We start from the raw sequence: 13,474 nt of genomic DNA, 5'->3' as shown, positions 1-13,474 counted from the left end.
ATTTTATGAGTATCAGGTACTTTGAAGGCAAAACCTTCGAAAAAATTGATTTTAGAGTTAACCCTTTACCAAAAGGCGAATATGAAGACTGTACTTTCAGTAACTGCAATTTTGCTGAATTGCACCTCTCAACCTGTATCTTCTCTGATTGCGTTTTTAAAGATTGTAACCTGAGTATGGCTCACACAAGGGGGACATCGCTAAAAAACGTTAAATTCTTAGACTGCAAACTTTTAGGCGTGCACTTTGACCAGTGTAATCCTTTTCTTTTTGAAGTAGGATTTCAGAATTGCCAGCTTAATCTTTCAACGTTTCTGGGTTTAAATCTTAAGAAAACCACTTTTAAAGATACTACACTACACGAGGTTGACTTCTCTGATGCTGATTTAAGCACGGCTATTTTTGATAATTGCGATTTAACCCGTGCCGTTTTCAGTAATACTAACCTGGAAAAAGCTGACTTTCGGTCTGCCTATAATTACTCCATAGACCCTGAACGCAACAAATTGAAAAAGGCTAGATTTTCACTGCAAGGCTTAGGCGGGTTGTTAGATAAGTATGGTATTGTTATCAGTTAAAGTTCATTTATGCTGATTTCGAATAAACCCAGTGTAACACCCCAATAGTGTTTTGGCAGATTACCGGAGGCGTCAATCAGTTTCATGCCTGCATAATGAAAGCCAGCATGTAAATACAACTGATGCAGGCGGGCGTTGTCTTGCCAGGTATCAAGTCTTACAAAGTCTAAGTTTTTATTTTTTGCTGTATTAATTGCCCAGTCAGTAATAATTTTAACGAATCCTTTACCTCTGAAATCCGGACTGGTACAAATACGATGGATGTAAATGGCTGCATCTTTGTCTTTTTCATCCCAGATGTCGGGGTCATTAAAGGCGGTCATAAACACACAGGCTATCTGGCCATCAATCATTATTTTCCATTGTCTGCCATCTTCAATTTCCTTTACCACTACTTGCTTGTCAAAGCCTTTCCAAACCAGATTACTAACGGCTTTCTGATGTGCAATGGCATTATCATAAAAATTCATTAAGGTGTCCAAATCGTTTATTCCGGCATTTACTATCTGCATGTGTATCTATTTTTTTGTAAAAATTTGCAAAGAAAAATTATTATCCAAATATTTGCGTAACTAATTACGTAACTACTTACATAAAATGGATTTAATATCTGATTTGGGTGCACTGGCACTAGGAAGCCGGTTAAAAAGATTAAGCGACCGCATGATGAAATCGGTTTCAGAAATCTATAAAAGTTCAGGTGTTGATTTTGAGTCGAAGTGGTTTCCTATTTTCTACGTTTTAAGTAAAGAAGGAGAAAAGGGCATTATGGAAATTGCTGAAATATTAAATATTACGCACCCGGGTGTTATACAGATAGCCCGGGAGATGGAAAAGGCGGGCTGGATAACATCAGTAAAATCAGGAACAGACGGCCGCAAAAGGCACTTGAAACTTACTGTGAAAGCCTACCAGAATTTGCCTCAACTAGAAGAAATGTGGGTAAGCTTTAAGGAAAACAATGAAAAAATCATTCGCGCCTCTCAACATAACATTCTTATGGCTATGCAGGAGATAGAAGATTTTCTGGACAAGAATGACTTTAAACGCCAGTATTATGAAACTTTTGAAGAAATGAGACAGTCGAAGATTGACATTCAATTGTTTGATGAAAAATACCAGACACAGGTTGAAGATATGGTACTGGGTATCCAGAACGGCGAATTTAACCTGGGCTTAACAGCACAGCGCCAACCGGATTTACATAATCTGAAAGCGTTCTATAACGACAGGGGAAATTTGCTCTGGGTGGCAACAAACAACAAAGATGAAGTGGTAGGCACCATTGGTTTAGAAAGACTGAACGAAACGCAGGCTGTTTTAAGAAAGATGTTTATTAAGCAGGAATACCGAGGCAAAGCACTGGGGCTTGCGCAAAGACTTTTTGAAATTTTGGTACTTGAAGCCCGTAAGCAACATTTTAAAGAAATTTTGCTGGATACCCCACTGGTTACACACGCCGCCCATCGCTTTTATGAGCGCAATGGCTTTGAGCTGATCAGCAATGATGCCGTGCCGGAAAATTATATACTTCCGAAGGGAATAGAATTAAAAATATACCGACTAAAATTGTAGGGCCGGCCAGCCATGAGAGTAAAAAAAATTGCCGCTGAAAAAATCGGCGGCAATTGCTCTTAATCATTTAGCTATTATTCAATCTCAAATTCACTGTTTCCAACGTTTTCAAACACTATTTCTCCATCATCCCCCAATTCCATCATAATCACAGAATCTTTGTGGACCTTCCCTGATAGAATACCTTTAGATAATTCGTTCAGAATCTTGCGCTGCAATACACGTTTCAAAGGTCTGGCGCCAAAGCTTGGGTCATACCCTTCTTCACCTAGTTTGGCCAATACTTCATCGGTGGCTTCCAATGTTATTCCTTGCTCAGCTACTCGGCTCTGAATCTGTTTAAACTGAATACCAATAATTTTTTGCAGATTCAGTTTACTTAATGGCTCAAACAAAACAATTTCATCAATTCGGTTCAGAAACTCAGGTCTCACATAGGCCTTCAGTTGGTCAAGCACTGCATTTTTGGCCTCTTCCAGAATCAGGTGATAATTCCAGCCTTCGTTTTCGGCAAACTTTTCCTGAATAATGTTACTACCCATGTTCGATGTCATGATGATAATCGTATTCTTGAAGTTAGCCACACGGCCTTTGTTGTCTGTCAGGCGGCCTTCGTCCAATACCTGCAGCAGAATATTCCAAACATCCGGGTGCGCCTTTTCAATCTCGTCAAGAAGTACCACACTGTAAGGCTTTCTACGTATTGCCTCGGTTAACTGCCCGCCTTCATCGTATCCTACGTATCCGGGAGGAGCCCCTACCAGCCTGCTTACTGCATGGCGTTCCTGATACTCACTCATATCTATTCTTACCAGTGCGTTATCGTCATTGAAAAGATACTGGGCAAGTGCTTTTGCCAATTCTGTTTTACCTACACCCGTTGGCCCTAAGAACAAGAAGCTGCCTATTGGCCGTTTTGGGTCTTGCAAACCGGCACGAGAACGACGCACGGCATCGGCCACCACTTTTATAGCTTCGTCCTGCCCGGCAACCCTGTTATGCAACTCTGTTTCCAGATGCAGTAACTTGTCACGTTCGCTCTGCAACATTTTAGTTACTGGTATGCCCGTCCACTTAGCTACTACTTCTGCAATGTTTTCTGCTGATACTTCTTCGTTCAATAAAGTAGCCTGCCCGTTGTTGGCCTCTTTCTGAATCTGGTTAAGTCTGTTGTTTGCTTCTACCAGTTTACCATAACGAATCTCCGCTACCCTACCATAATCACCGGCACGTTCGGCCTGCTCAGCTTCCAGTTTCAGCTGCTCAATCTGCTCTTTTAATGAACGTAATTCATTAATAGACCCTTTCTCGTTCTCCCATTTGGCTTTTAGTTCGTTACGTCTTTCGCTCAAATCGGCTATTTCTTTATTCAGAATACTTTCTTTATCCTTATTGCTCTCTCTCCTGATGGCCTCTCTTTCAATTTCAAGCTGCATAATCTTTCTGTTCAGCTCATCCAGTTCTTCCGGCATAGAGTCCATTTCAAGGCGCAATTTAGAAGCCGCCTCGTCCATCAAGTCAATGGCCTTGTCGGGCAGAAACCGGTCTGATATATATCTGTCAGATAACTCTACTGCGGCAATAACGGCATCATCCTGAATGCGCACGCCGTGGTGCAATTCATATTTTTCTTTAATACCCCTTAGAATAGAAATGGCATCAGGCACATTGGGTTCATCAACCATTACCGACTGAAAACGGCGCTCAAGGGCTTTATCTTTTTCTATATATTTCTGGTACTCGGCCAGTGTGGTTGCACCAATGGTGTGTAATTCGCCACGAGACAAGGCAGGTTTCAATAAGTTGGCGGCATCCATTGCGCTTTCGCCACCGGCGCCTGCACCAATCAGCGTGTGAATCTCGTCAATGAAAAGCACCATCTCTCCTTCCGAATCCGTTACCTCTTTAATCACTGCTTTCAGGCGTTCTTCAAACTCGCCTTTATATTTGGCACCGGCTATCAGTAAACCCATATCAAGCGATACTATGGTTTTTGATTTCAGGTTTTCAGGCACGTCGCCAGACACTATTCTTTGCGCCAGGCCTTCAACAATGGCGGTTTTACCAACGCCCGGCTCACCTAAAAGTATAGGATTGTTTTTGGTACGGCGCGATAAAATCTGAAGCACACGCCTGATTTCATCGTCACGGCCAATTACGGGGTCAATTTTGCCTTGTCGAGCCAAATCATTCAGATTTTTGCTGTAACGAGCAAGGGCTTGATAAGTGTTTTCTGCGTTCTGGTCTTTCACTGGATTATTTTTTCCTCTCAATTCCTGTATGGTGGATTTTAGTTCTTTTTCTTTAAAGCCTGCTTCTTTCATCAAGGCAGCAACCGGGTCTTTACCCGACAACAGGCCCAGATAAAGCAATTCTACGCTCACAAACTGGTCGTTAAATTCTTTCAGATAGTTCTGAGACTTAGCCAATGCGGCAGAAAGCTCATTACCCAGATAAGCCTGTGCCCCACTTACTTTCGGATAACCGTTTACTATGGCCTCTAAACGACTGACAAGCAATTGCTGATTTACGTTCAGTTTGTTGAGCATAAAAGATGAAGTGTCGGCATCTTCTTCTAAAATGGCCTTCAACAAGTGCCCGGTTTCTACAGCCTGCTGCATATTTCCCTGGGCTATCTGCACCGCTTTCTGGATAACCTCCTGTGCCTTTATGGTATATTGATTGAAATTCATTTGTTTTCAAATTTTGTATAATTCTTAATTCACAAAAAATATGCAGACCCTGCATTTCCGGAAAAATTGACAGAAAACAACCAATAACCCAATTCAAACAAAGACAAAACGACCGCTTTTATATTTATGTTTAAGATTTTTAGCATTTTTGAGGTCTCATTCTGACAGTATGCTTTTCGAAGACACCTACACCACCATTGCTAAACCAACCGAGGGGCTTTATAAAGACCGCGGAAGTAAATTTCTGGCTTTTGCGTATCCTATCACGAGCGAGCAGGAAATAAAGAAACATCTGGACACACTCCGTAGCCTTCACCCAAAGGCTAATCATCATTGCTATGCTTACCGAATTGGTACCGACCGCAATCAGTTCAGAGTTAATGATGATGGCGAACCTTCCGGCTCGGCCGGAAGACCCATACTGAATGTTTTGCTTTCTAAAGACCTTACCAATTTACTGGTAGTGGTGGTTCGGTATTTTGGTGGCACTTTGCTGGGTGTACCAGGTCTGATAAATGCCTATAAGTCGGCCACGGCAGAAGCCCTGGACAATGCCGAAACCATTGAAAAAACCGTGAATGATATTTACGAAGTAAGTTTTGACTTCGAGTATATGAACGATGTAATGAAGGTAGTGAAAGAATTTTCGCTTAAAATCAGTAATCAGGTTTATGATAACCGTTGCACACTTACTGTTGAAGTGAGAAAGGCCATGCTGAATCAGGTTCTGAACAAAATAGAGAAGATTGACAGTGTAACCGCTGTTTACAAAAACACTGAATAAAAAAAGCAAGGCACAGGGCCTTGCTTAATTTTACTTATTTGATTTATAGTTTGTTAGAAGATCCTTGAGAATGCAACTGCAACAAATACAAAAATAGATGCCCACATAGGTACGCGACGCGCTTTGTAAACTGCTACTTTAAAAACTTTCAGGTACTCCAGCCTTAACCATACCACAACCGCCAGCAACAAAAACATAACCGCGCTTGAAAACTTAAACGCCATAGCATGCGCCGGATTCTGCGAGAAAAACAGGAAGACATTTACCAATAAAAGTAGGATTCCAAGAAGAGTAAATACTTTGATTGTCCAGGTGTAAGTTTCTTTGTCTATGTTATTTCTCATGATTTTGTTGTTTAAGTACACAAATGTAAAATAATTATTAAGTCTGTGTCAAGTATTTTTAAATAAATTTTGCATTTCTTGATTATAACAAAATATAATTCGGACAACAGACTAAATTATGTATCTTTTAATATTAGAATAATACAATAATTATTTTCTCAAATCAGCAAATCTAGGTTTCGAAACAGATAAATTTCAGACAAAAAATTCAAAAAACTCAAAAACTAGGTTAAATCGAATCACAAATCAGCGGCGCAGGAAATATAACTTTATCAATATTATTTGAAGAAACTCAGCTATATTGGCTTACAACTAAATTAAACAAGCAATAATAAACTCGATAAAAACTGATTAAGTTGTAAAGCAGTAAAATAAACCGAAAGAGAAAATGCTGTATGAGCCTAAAGAGGAATGTAAAAGGCAGGAGCTAAAAATGTAGAGTTTGAAAATCCGGATGAGGGTTAACCTAAAAACAAAAAAACAATAACATAACATGAAAAACATGAATGCTATTGTTTTATAGTTTAGGGCTGAAAGAAGGAAAAAATATTATTTTTCTTCAGTTGCAGCCTTTTCGATATTTTCTTTTACTTCGCGAGAAGCATCTTTGAATTCACGGATACCTTTTCCTAAACCACGAGCCAACTCAGGAAGTTTTTTCGCTCCGAAGAAGAATAGGACAACGACTAAAATCAAAACCATCTCAGTTGTTCCAAGACCAAACATGATGTAATAAGTTTAAAGTTTTCTACAATAATTTAATACAAATATAAACGAAATTTGAACAATTAAAAAATTAAATTGCACTTAAAATGCATTACACAGATAGTGGCACTTTCTTTTTCCACTGCTCAAATTTCTCGATTTCATCGCTGATGCTTTTGATAATAAACATCAGCAAAGCAACGTCGTCGGTTAACCCGACAAAAGGCAGAAAATCGGGCAGAATATCTATTGGCGAAACAAAATAGATAAACCCCGCTATCACTTTCAAGAGATTCTGAATCTCGATGTTCCTGTATTCTCCTGTGGCGTACGACTTTATCAATCCACCCAACAACACAACCTTGTCGCGCAATATATCAACCGTAGTGCCAACACCCAGGCTTTGTACTTTGACAAGCGCATTCCTTAATAGTTTAAGCAGACTGTGCGCATTTTTTGCAAGTCTTGGTGCTCTTCTCAGTGCAGTTTTATAAAATACCGATTCCAGTACTTTCGAAATCAATTGGTTTGTCTCTGATGCCATGCAGGTTTTAAATAGCTATTATACGGTTAATAAACGCAATAAATACCAAAAAAGGTAAGGCGTTGAGAAAAAATACAAAAAAAACACTTAAAAACGTTGTATTATATTAGTTTTGTCCAATAAATTTGAGCAAAATTTCCTGTTTACCTTTTATTGATTGTACATGCAGGGCAGATAACCTAAAAATATATGTATTTACACTCAATCGGGGTTTTTCGGGTAACCTTTTACATTCATTTTTTTACATATTTTATGAAACTTCATGTTGCTAAATTTCACCCCTGGGCATGACATGTTTCTAACAAACAAGCTTTTTTACAGAGCATTTTAGGGGTATAATTACCGAAATGAAAGTAACCGTAGTTGGAGCAGGCGCTGTTGGTGCAACCACAGCCGATAACATCGCTCGTAAGCAGATTGTCGATGAAGTAGTATTGTTAGATATTAAACAAGGAGTAGCCGAAGGAAAAGCTATGGATTTAATGCAAACCGCTTCTCTGGAAGGATTTGACACTAAAATCATAGGCTCAACTAATGACTACGCCAAAACTGCCAAGTCTGACGTGGTGGTGATTACCTCCGGCTTACCACGTAAACCGGGTATGACCCGCGAAGAACTGATAGGCATTAATGCCGGTATTGTGAAAGGCGTAGTAACGCAGATTCTTACTTACTCGCCAAAAGCCATTTTATTGATTGTTTCAAACCCGATGGATACCATGACCTACCTTGCTTTGCAGGTGGCTCAGTCATTAGGGGTAAATAAAAAACGCGTAATAGGTATGGGTGGTGCGTTAGACTCATCTCGTTTCCGTTATTACCTGTCGCAGGCAATGGGTGTTTCTCAGGGCGACCTGCACGCTAATGTAATTGGTGGCCACGGTGATACTACCATGATTCCGTTGACACGTCTGGCTACTTGGAATGGTATTCCTGTAAGCCGCTCTTTGTCTAAAGAAGCATTGGCCAAAGTTGCAGCCGATACAATGGTGGGTGGAGCTACCCTGACAGGCCTGCTTGGCACCTCAGCCTGGTACGCTCCGGGTATAGCTGCGTGCTCAATGGTTGAGGCCATCATCCGTGACGAAAAACGCGTAGTGCCAGCCTCAGTTTCATTAAATGGAGAGTATGGCCAGAAAGACATCTGTCTGGGTGTACCAGTAGTTTTAGGCAGAAATGGTTGGGAGAAAATAATCAACTACCGCCTGAACAAAGAAGAACAAGCTGCATTTGCCAAATCGGCCGATGCCGTTAGAAACATGAATAATGTACTAAGCACGCTAAGCATTTAATGGCTTAAAGTTGTAAGGCTTTCGCATACATTCAGAAATCTCGCAGTTATAGCGCTGCGAGATTTTCTTTTCTATGGTCGGATTATAAAACACAATAAAAAAATAATTGCTGTTTTATGTTTATATTTGATTAACAAACCGGATTACACCGGTTCAATTTTACTACCTGATTGTTTATAACTAACGGTGCATTCCTATGCTTGATAAAAATAACTTTATAGACCTACTTAACAACCCGCAATCACTGAGCCTTAACGATACCATGTTTCTGGAAAATGCCACCAAAAAGTATCCTTATTTTCAGTTGGGGTATACAATGATTGCCAAGGGCATTTACCTGAAAGCCCCTGAAATTGCGCATGACGCCATCCGTAAGGCTGCCATTTATGCATTAAGCAGAAACGCACTCAGAAAAGTAATTGAAAACGATATGGACTGGAACATTACTTCCTCCATGCGTTTCAATGAAAGCCCGGCAGAGGCCAGATTCTCACAGGATTCAATAGAAGAAGAGCTGAATCGTGAAAAACTGGAAGAAGAGCTGATAGAATCAATCGCCAAGCCTGCCTTAAGAAACATACAGGAAGAACAACTGGCTATTATTGAGCAATTTATAAAAAAAGAGCCGCGTATTCAGCCCATCAGAACAGTGGCGGCCGGCGAAGAAGTTGAAGACCTGAGCGAAGTGAGTACGACCCTTCAGGGCCCGCTTCTGACAGAAAGCTACGCCAAAATATTAGCCCGGCAGGGGCGTTTTGAACAAGCCATAGAAGTTTATAAAAAACTTATTGCTAAAAATCCCGGAAAAAATACTTACTTTGCAGAAAAAATTACGGAATTAGAAAAAAAGAGACTCTGACATCGGAGCCTGACTTATAAAAATCATTGTTCATAGTTAATTTTAATTGAAAAAATGTACACTACAATCTTAGTTTTGATGGTTATTGTTGCCATTCTGTTAGTTTTAATTATTTTAATTCAAAATCCAAAAGGTGGTGGCATATCAAGCGAGTTTAGTGGTGCCGGTTCACAAATGTTTGGCGTACAACGTACAGGAGACCTTTTGGAACAATTGACCTGGGGCTTCTTTGTTTTTATAATAGTAGGAGCCCTTGTTTCAGGTATTTTTGTAGACAAAACCGGTGCTGATGCACAAGACAACGGTCTTAATGTTGAGAAAGCCCAGTCTCGTCCGGCTACTGCTCCGGCACCTGCCCCAACGCAGACACCTGCTAACACAACACCAGCCAATACAACACCTTCTCAACCGCAGAAATAATCATATTAATGTACTGAAAAAGCCTGATAAGCATTTGCTTGTCAGGCTTTTTTATGTTCGTCCTTTATTCCTTACTCTGCTCTTTGTTTGCTTTCTCTTCGTTTTCCTGTTTTAAAAGCGCTATTTCCTGTGCTAACCTGGTTACGTTCTTTTGCAGTTTAGAGTTGACTATCGACAAATGCAACAGATAAATCAGAATAAGAAATATAAAACCCGTAAAAACAAGATTAGGCGCTTCGTAAACCCCAAACAAGCGGGCCATTACTTCCAGCCCGTCTCTCCAAATAGCAAATACGCCCAAAAGAACCGTGCAAACCAACCACACAATGGCATATTCTTCACGTAGCTTACCCTTTAAAATCAACCAGGCAATAGATAGAAGAAATGCAAAATTGATAACAATAGTAATAATCTGAATACGAGCCATAAGGTGTGCCGTTTGAGTATAAACAAAAAAAACTTAGCTGCTCTGACAGCAACTAAGTAAATGTAACAAAATTTTGCTTTTATAACTGAAACACGAAAGGTTTACCCCCACATAAAGTCTTAAAAATAGATATGGATCTGATAGCAGACAATGGTCGTTATTCGTATCTCAATGATTCAATCGGGTCTAGTTTTGAAGCCTTGTAGGCCGGGTATATGCCCGAAATAATACCTACAATTACGCATACAATAATACCCATGATCATCCAGCCCCATGGCACAATAAAGCTGCTCTTATCGCTGATTACCCTGGCAATTACATTACCAACCGAAATACCCAGCACAATACCGCCAAGCCCACCTAAAATACAGATAGTAATGGCTTCCATTAAAAACTGCAATCTGATTTTGAAAGGCGTGGCACCAATGGCTTTTCTGATGCCAATCTCTCTGGTACGCTCAGTAACCGAAACCATCATGATGTTCATAAGCGCAATAGATGCACCAAGAAGTGTAATAATGCCGATACCAAACCCCCCTACCCGCAAATACCCGGTTACCTCTTCAAAGTCTTTGGCCAGTGCATCAGCGCGTTCCATCTCAAAAGATTTCGGCTTGCTTACAGGGTCTCTTCTTAAGCGTCGCATCACGGCCTCGGCTTCCCCCATAATGTAGTCCATATCCGAAACGTTAGGCACAGAGGTTGTAATATCAAAAGTAAGGGTTCTGTTTCCGGCAATCTGCCGGCCTGTTTCCAGCGGCACAAGTGCCACGCGGTCGTCTCCGCCCCCGTTTATACTTCCTTTTTTCTCCAAAACACCTATTACCTTAAATCTTAATCCCATCAGGGTTATGTCTTTATCAATAGGGTTCTCTTTCGGAAACAATAAAGTAGACAACTCATTGCCAAGAATCACAACGTTATTGGTAAAATCAATATCATTTTTATTAATATCTCTACCAGCCTGCAGTTTATAACCTTTTATTGTCAGAAAATCTTCGTCGATACCTCTTATCTGGGTATTGGGGTTTGTTTTAATAGATTTATATTTCAACTGGGCTGCACCTGCCACATTTGTATAAATACTGATAGTTGCCGAGGTTTTACCCTGAAAAAGTTCTTTATAGAATTTGGCCTGCCGGTAGTCAATTGGTGGTACGTCCTTCTCCTCTACCCCGCCGCTTCTGCGTCGCCAGGGCCTTGGGCCAATGATATCGAAAGAGTTTGCCCCAAGCCCGGCAAAACTATTGTCTACTGAGCTCTGCATGCCATCTATGGCAGTAAGAATACCCACTAATGAGGTAATACCAATTGCAATAATTAACGCTGTAAGCACTGTGCGAAGCATATTGCCTTGTATAGACCGGAGTCCTTCACGAACATTTTCTTGTAAATTCATTTAATCAAAGCTTGATTTGCAGAGAGAAGTATAAGATATTTCTATCAAAATTTATAATGACAAAGTTCATTAAGAGTTTTGAAACCAGCAAACCAATGGAATAACTGAATCAGCCGTTTATCATTATTTTTAAACGAATCGTCTCTTTTTTATCCAAAAGAGGTTGTGGTCTTTTACTTTTAAATCAAATTTACGGTACATCACCTGTTATTTGTCTAATTTAGACCTTTCAATTAACCTCAGCAAACAAAATCTCGTTTATGAAAAAAACCACCTTTCTTGTTGTTGCCGCATTTAGCTTATCTCTCGGCCTGGGTTTTGCGCAAACCAAAGATACCCCAAAAGACCCCGTAATTGCAGGTATCATTAAAGAAGCCAACGACAACTCTCAACTTGAAAAATTAGCAACCGAATTAATGGACGGTATCGGCCCGCGTCTCGTAGGCTCACCTCAAATGAAACAGGCGCACGATTGGGCCATTGAAAAATACAAACAATGGGGCATCAGTGCCAAAAATGAAAAATGGGGCGAATGGCGCGGATGGGAAAGAGGTGTATCGCATATAGATATGGTGTATCCACGGGTTAAATCTTTAGAAGGTATGCAACTGGCCTGGAGCCCCAGCACCAAAGGGCAATCAGTTGTAGGCGAAACCATTATCATTCCTGATGTGGCCGATTCAGTAGAATTCAAAAAATGGCTACCCAACGTAAAGGGCAAATTTGTGTTGATAAACATGAACCAACCAACCGGGCGCCCGGATTACAACTGGGAAGAATTTGGAACAAAAGAATCTGTTGAAAAAATGAAAGCTGCCCGAACCGCTCAAACAGAAGCCTGGGCCAGGCGAATCAGCAAAACGGGTCTTGCCGGAAGTGCAAAGGCGCTTCCGCTTGCATTAGAAAAAGCCGGAGCAGCGGGCATTGTAATGAGCTACTGGTCAAGAGGTTTTGGAGCCAACAAGATTTTTGGTGCCAATACAAAAACTATCCCGACTGTTGATATTTCGTTGGAAGATTATGGTCTTCTTTATCGTTTGACGGAATCTGGCATTAAACCTAAAATCAGTGTCCGTGCCGACTCAAAAGAGCTGGGAGTTGTGCCGACCTTCAATACCATTGCCGAAATTAAAGGCACAGAAAAACCTAACGAGTATGTCATGTTATCTGCCCACTTTGACTCTTGGGATGGTGGCACAGGTGCAACCGATAACGGCACAGGCACCATTGTAATGATGGAAGCCATGCGCCTCTTGAAGAAGTTTTACCCGAACCCGAAAAGAACTATTCTGGTTGGCCATTGGGGAAGCGAAGAGCAGGGATTGAACGGCTCAAGAGCATTTGTTGAAGACCATCCTGAAATTGTATCAAATCTGCAGGCGCTGTTTAATCAGGATAACGGTACAGGCCGGGTAATTAATATCTCTGGCCAGGGCTACCTGCATGCTTATGATTATATTGGCAGATGGCTAGCCAAAGTACCTGGCGAGTATAAAAAAGGACTGGAAACCCGTTTTCCGGGTGCTCCGGGAGCAGGCGGTTCAGACTTTGCCTCTTTTGTAGCTGCTGGTGCGCCTGGCTTTTCGCTTAGCTCATTAAACTGGTCTTATGGCACCTATACCTGGCACACCAACCGCGATACTTACGACAAAATAGTGTTTGATGATGTACGTAACAACGCTATTCTGGCTGCTATTCTTGCGTATCAGGCAAGTGAAGACCCGACCAGAACATCAACCGAAAAAAGTGTTCTGCCATTGAACGAAAAAGGTGAACCTTCTGCCTGGCCGGCTAAACGAAGCCCGAACAGAAAAGGCGGTTTAGATTAATATTTTATATCTTTTAAGGGTCTTT

Annotated in this window: 14 protein-coding genes; 7 read left to right on the top strand and 7 right to left on the bottom strand. The window is 40.9% G+C overall.

Translation table 11 applies throughout. The features are described from left to right. Positions 1–5 precede the first annotated feature (5 nt). A complete protein-coding gene (locus NZ848_RS05805; protein WP_259014728.1) occupies positions 6–578 on the top strand; it encodes a pentapeptide repeat-containing protein in 573 nt (190 codons plus the stop codon). On the opposite strand, the gene NZ848_RS05800 is transcribed toward NZ848_RS05805, so the two are convergent. Beyond that, positions 575–1,090 carry a GNAT family N-acetyltransferase gene (locus NZ848_RS05800; RefSeq protein ID WP_259014727.1) on the bottom strand — a complete coding sequence of 172 codons (516 nt, stop codon included), beginning with the start codon at positions 1,088–1,090 and terminating at the stop codon, positions 575–577. The two genes, NZ848_RS05805 and NZ848_RS05800, sit on opposite strands and share 4 nt — an antisense overlap. Before the next feature lie 85 nt (positions 1,091–1,175). On the opposite strand from NZ848_RS05800, the gene NZ848_RS05795 reads away from it, so the two are divergent. Next, a complete protein-coding gene (locus NZ848_RS05795) occupies positions 1,176–2,153 on the top strand; it encodes a bifunctional helix-turn-helix transcriptional regulator/GNAT family N-acetyltransferase (RefSeq protein WP_259014726.1) in 978 nt (325 codons plus the stop codon). Positions 2,154–2,227: 74 nt separating this feature from the next. Here the strand turns inward: NZ848_RS05795 and clpB are convergent, their stop codons facing one another. Then, positions 2,228–4,846 carry an ATP-dependent chaperone ClpB gene (gene clpB, locus NZ848_RS05790; RefSeq protein ID WP_259014725.1) on the bottom strand — a complete coding sequence of 873 codons (2,619 nt, stop codon included), beginning with the start codon at positions 4,844–4,846 and terminating at the stop codon, positions 2,228–2,230. Positions 4,847–5,015: 169 nt separating this feature from the next. On the opposite strand from clpB, the gene NZ848_RS05785 reads away from it, so the two are divergent. Then, positions 5,016–5,630 carry an IMPACT family protein gene (locus tag NZ848_RS05785; RefSeq protein WP_259014724.1) on the top strand — a complete coding sequence of 205 codons (615 nt, stop codon included), beginning with the start codon at positions 5,016–5,018 and terminating at the stop codon, positions 5,628–5,630. 53 nt (positions 5,631–5,683) lie between these two features. On the opposite strand, the gene NZ848_RS05780 is transcribed toward NZ848_RS05785, so the two are convergent. The 3 genes from NZ848_RS05780 to NZ848_RS05770 all read right to left on the bottom strand — a co-directional run bounded on the left by NZ848_RS05780 (position 5,684) and on the right by NZ848_RS05770 (position 7,223). Further along, on the bottom strand, positions 5,684–5,974 hold the full coding sequence (locus NZ848_RS05780) for a hypothetical protein (protein ID WP_253534403.1): 291 nt from the start codon (positions 5,972–5,974) through the stop codon (positions 5,684–5,686). 549 nt (positions 5,975–6,523) lie between these two features. Next, positions 6,524–6,700, bottom strand: coding sequence for a Sec-independent protein translocase subunit TatA/TatB (locus tag NZ848_RS05775; protein WP_101728451.1), 177 nt, complete (start codon positions 6,698–6,700; stop codon positions 6,524–6,526). A 91-nt stretch (positions 6,701–6,791) separates the two neighbouring features. Beyond that, the gene (locus NZ848_RS05770; protein WP_259014723.1) at positions 6,792–7,223 is read right to left on the bottom strand and encodes a YkvA family protein; all 432 of its coding nucleotides are present in this window, start codon (positions 7,221–7,223) and stop codon (positions 6,792–6,794) included. A gap of 347 nt (positions 7,224–7,570) precedes the next feature. On the opposite strand from NZ848_RS05770, the gene NZ848_RS05765 reads away from it, so the two are divergent. The 3 genes from NZ848_RS05765 (at position 7,571) to secG (ending at position 9,794) form a co-directional block, all read left to right on the top strand. Beyond that, complete coding sequence (locus NZ848_RS05765) at positions 7,571–8,515, top strand: malate dehydrogenase (protein WP_101728449.1); 945 nt, start codon at positions 7,571–7,573, stop codon at positions 8,513–8,515. Between the two features lie 196 nt (positions 8,516–8,711). Continuing rightward, entirely contained in the window at positions 8,712–9,374 is a 663-nt protein-coding gene (locus NZ848_RS05760; RefSeq protein ID WP_101728448.1) for a hypothetical protein, read from the top strand. Positions 9,375–9,428: 54 nt separating this feature from the next. After that, positions 9,429–9,794, top strand: coding sequence for a preprotein translocase subunit SecG (gene secG / locus NZ848_RS05755; protein ID WP_259014722.1), 366 nt, complete (start codon positions 9,429–9,431; stop codon positions 9,792–9,794). A 64-nt stretch (positions 9,795–9,858) separates the two neighbouring features. Here secG and NZ848_RS05750 read toward each other — a convergent pair whose 3' ends face one another. Together NZ848_RS05750 and NZ848_RS05745 are read right to left on the bottom strand one after the other, a co-directional pair. Then, a complete protein-coding gene (locus NZ848_RS05750; protein WP_259014721.1) occupies positions 9,859–10,221 on the bottom strand; it encodes a DUF2304 domain-containing protein in 363 nt (120 codons plus the stop codon). Between the two features lie 157 nt (positions 10,222–10,378). Further along, a complete protein-coding gene (locus NZ848_RS05745; RefSeq protein WP_259014720.1) occupies positions 10,379–11,620 on the bottom strand; it encodes an ABC transporter permease in 1,242 nt (413 codons plus the stop codon). Between the two features lie 260 nt (positions 11,621–11,880). On the opposite strand from NZ848_RS05745, the gene NZ848_RS05740 reads away from it, so the two are divergent. Further along, positions 11,881–13,449, top strand: coding sequence for a M20/M25/M40 family metallo-hydrolase (locus tag NZ848_RS05740; RefSeq protein WP_259014719.1), 1,569 nt, complete (start codon positions 11,881–11,883; stop codon positions 13,447–13,449). The last annotated feature ends 25 nt before the right edge of the window (positions 13,450–13,474 follow it).

Source organism: Emticicia fluvialis (genome assembly GCF_024793945.1).
Taxonomy (GTDB): domain Bacteria; phylum Bacteroidota; class Bacteroidia; order Cytophagales; family Spirosomataceae; genus Emticicia; species Emticicia fluvialis.
Note: the sequence above shows the minus strand (reverse complement) of the source record. Positions and strands in the feature narration are given on the sequence as shown.

What these genes read in the sequence shown, in the direction of transcription:
- NZ848_RS05745 (WP_259014720.1), bottom strand. Translation starts at nt 11,620, where the DNA reads ATGAATTTACAAGAAAATGTTCGTGAAGGACTCCGGTCTATACAAGGC.
- NZ848_RS05760 (WP_101728448.1), top strand. Translation starts at nt 8,712, where the DNA reads ATGCTTGATAAAAATAACTTTATAGACCTACTTAACAACCCGCAATCA.
- NZ848_RS05740 (WP_259014719.1), top strand. Translation starts at nt 11,881, where the DNA reads ATGAAAAAAACCACCTTTCTTGTTGTTGCCGCATTTAGCTTATCTCTC.
- NZ848_RS05805 (WP_259014728.1), top strand. Translation starts at nt 6, where the DNA reads ATGAGTATCAGGTACTTTGAAGGCAAAACCTTCGAAAAAATTGATTTT.
- NZ848_RS05775 (WP_101728451.1), bottom strand. Translation starts at nt 6,700, where the DNA reads ATGTTTGGTCTTGGAACAACTGAGATGGTTTTGATTTTAGTCGTTGTC.
- NZ848_RS05785 (WP_259014724.1), top strand. Translation starts at nt 5,016, where the DNA reads ATGCTTTTCGAAGACACCTACACCACCATTGCTAAACCAACCGAGGGG.
- NZ848_RS05780 (WP_253534403.1), bottom strand. Translation starts at nt 5,974, where the DNA reads ATGAGAAATAACATAGACAAAGAAACTTACACCTGGACAATCAAAGTA.
- NZ848_RS05770 (WP_259014723.1), bottom strand. Translation starts at nt 7,223, where the DNA reads ATGGCATCAGAGACAAACCAATTGATTTCGAAAGTACTGGAATCGGTA.
- secG (WP_259014722.1), top strand. Translation starts at nt 9,429, where the DNA reads ATGTACACTACAATCTTAGTTTTGATGGTTATTGTTGCCATTCTGTTA.
- clpB (WP_259014725.1), bottom strand. Translation starts at nt 4,846, where the DNA reads ATGAATTTCAATCAATATACCATAAAGGCACAGGAGGTTATCCAGAAA.
- NZ848_RS05795 (WP_259014726.1), top strand. Translation starts at nt 1,176, where the DNA reads ATGGATTTAATATCTGATTTGGGTGCACTGGCACTAGGAAGCCGGTTA.
- NZ848_RS05765 (WP_101728449.1), top strand. Translation starts at nt 7,571, where the DNA reads ATGAAAGTAACCGTAGTTGGAGCAGGCGCTGTTGGTGCAACCACAGCC.
- NZ848_RS05800 (WP_259014727.1), bottom strand. Translation starts at nt 1,090, where the DNA reads ATGCAGATAGTAAATGCCGGAATAAACGATTTGGACACCTTAATGAAT.
- NZ848_RS05750 (WP_259014721.1), bottom strand. Translation starts at nt 10,221, where the DNA reads ATGGCTCGTATTCAGATTATTACTATTGTTATCAATTTTGCATTTCTT.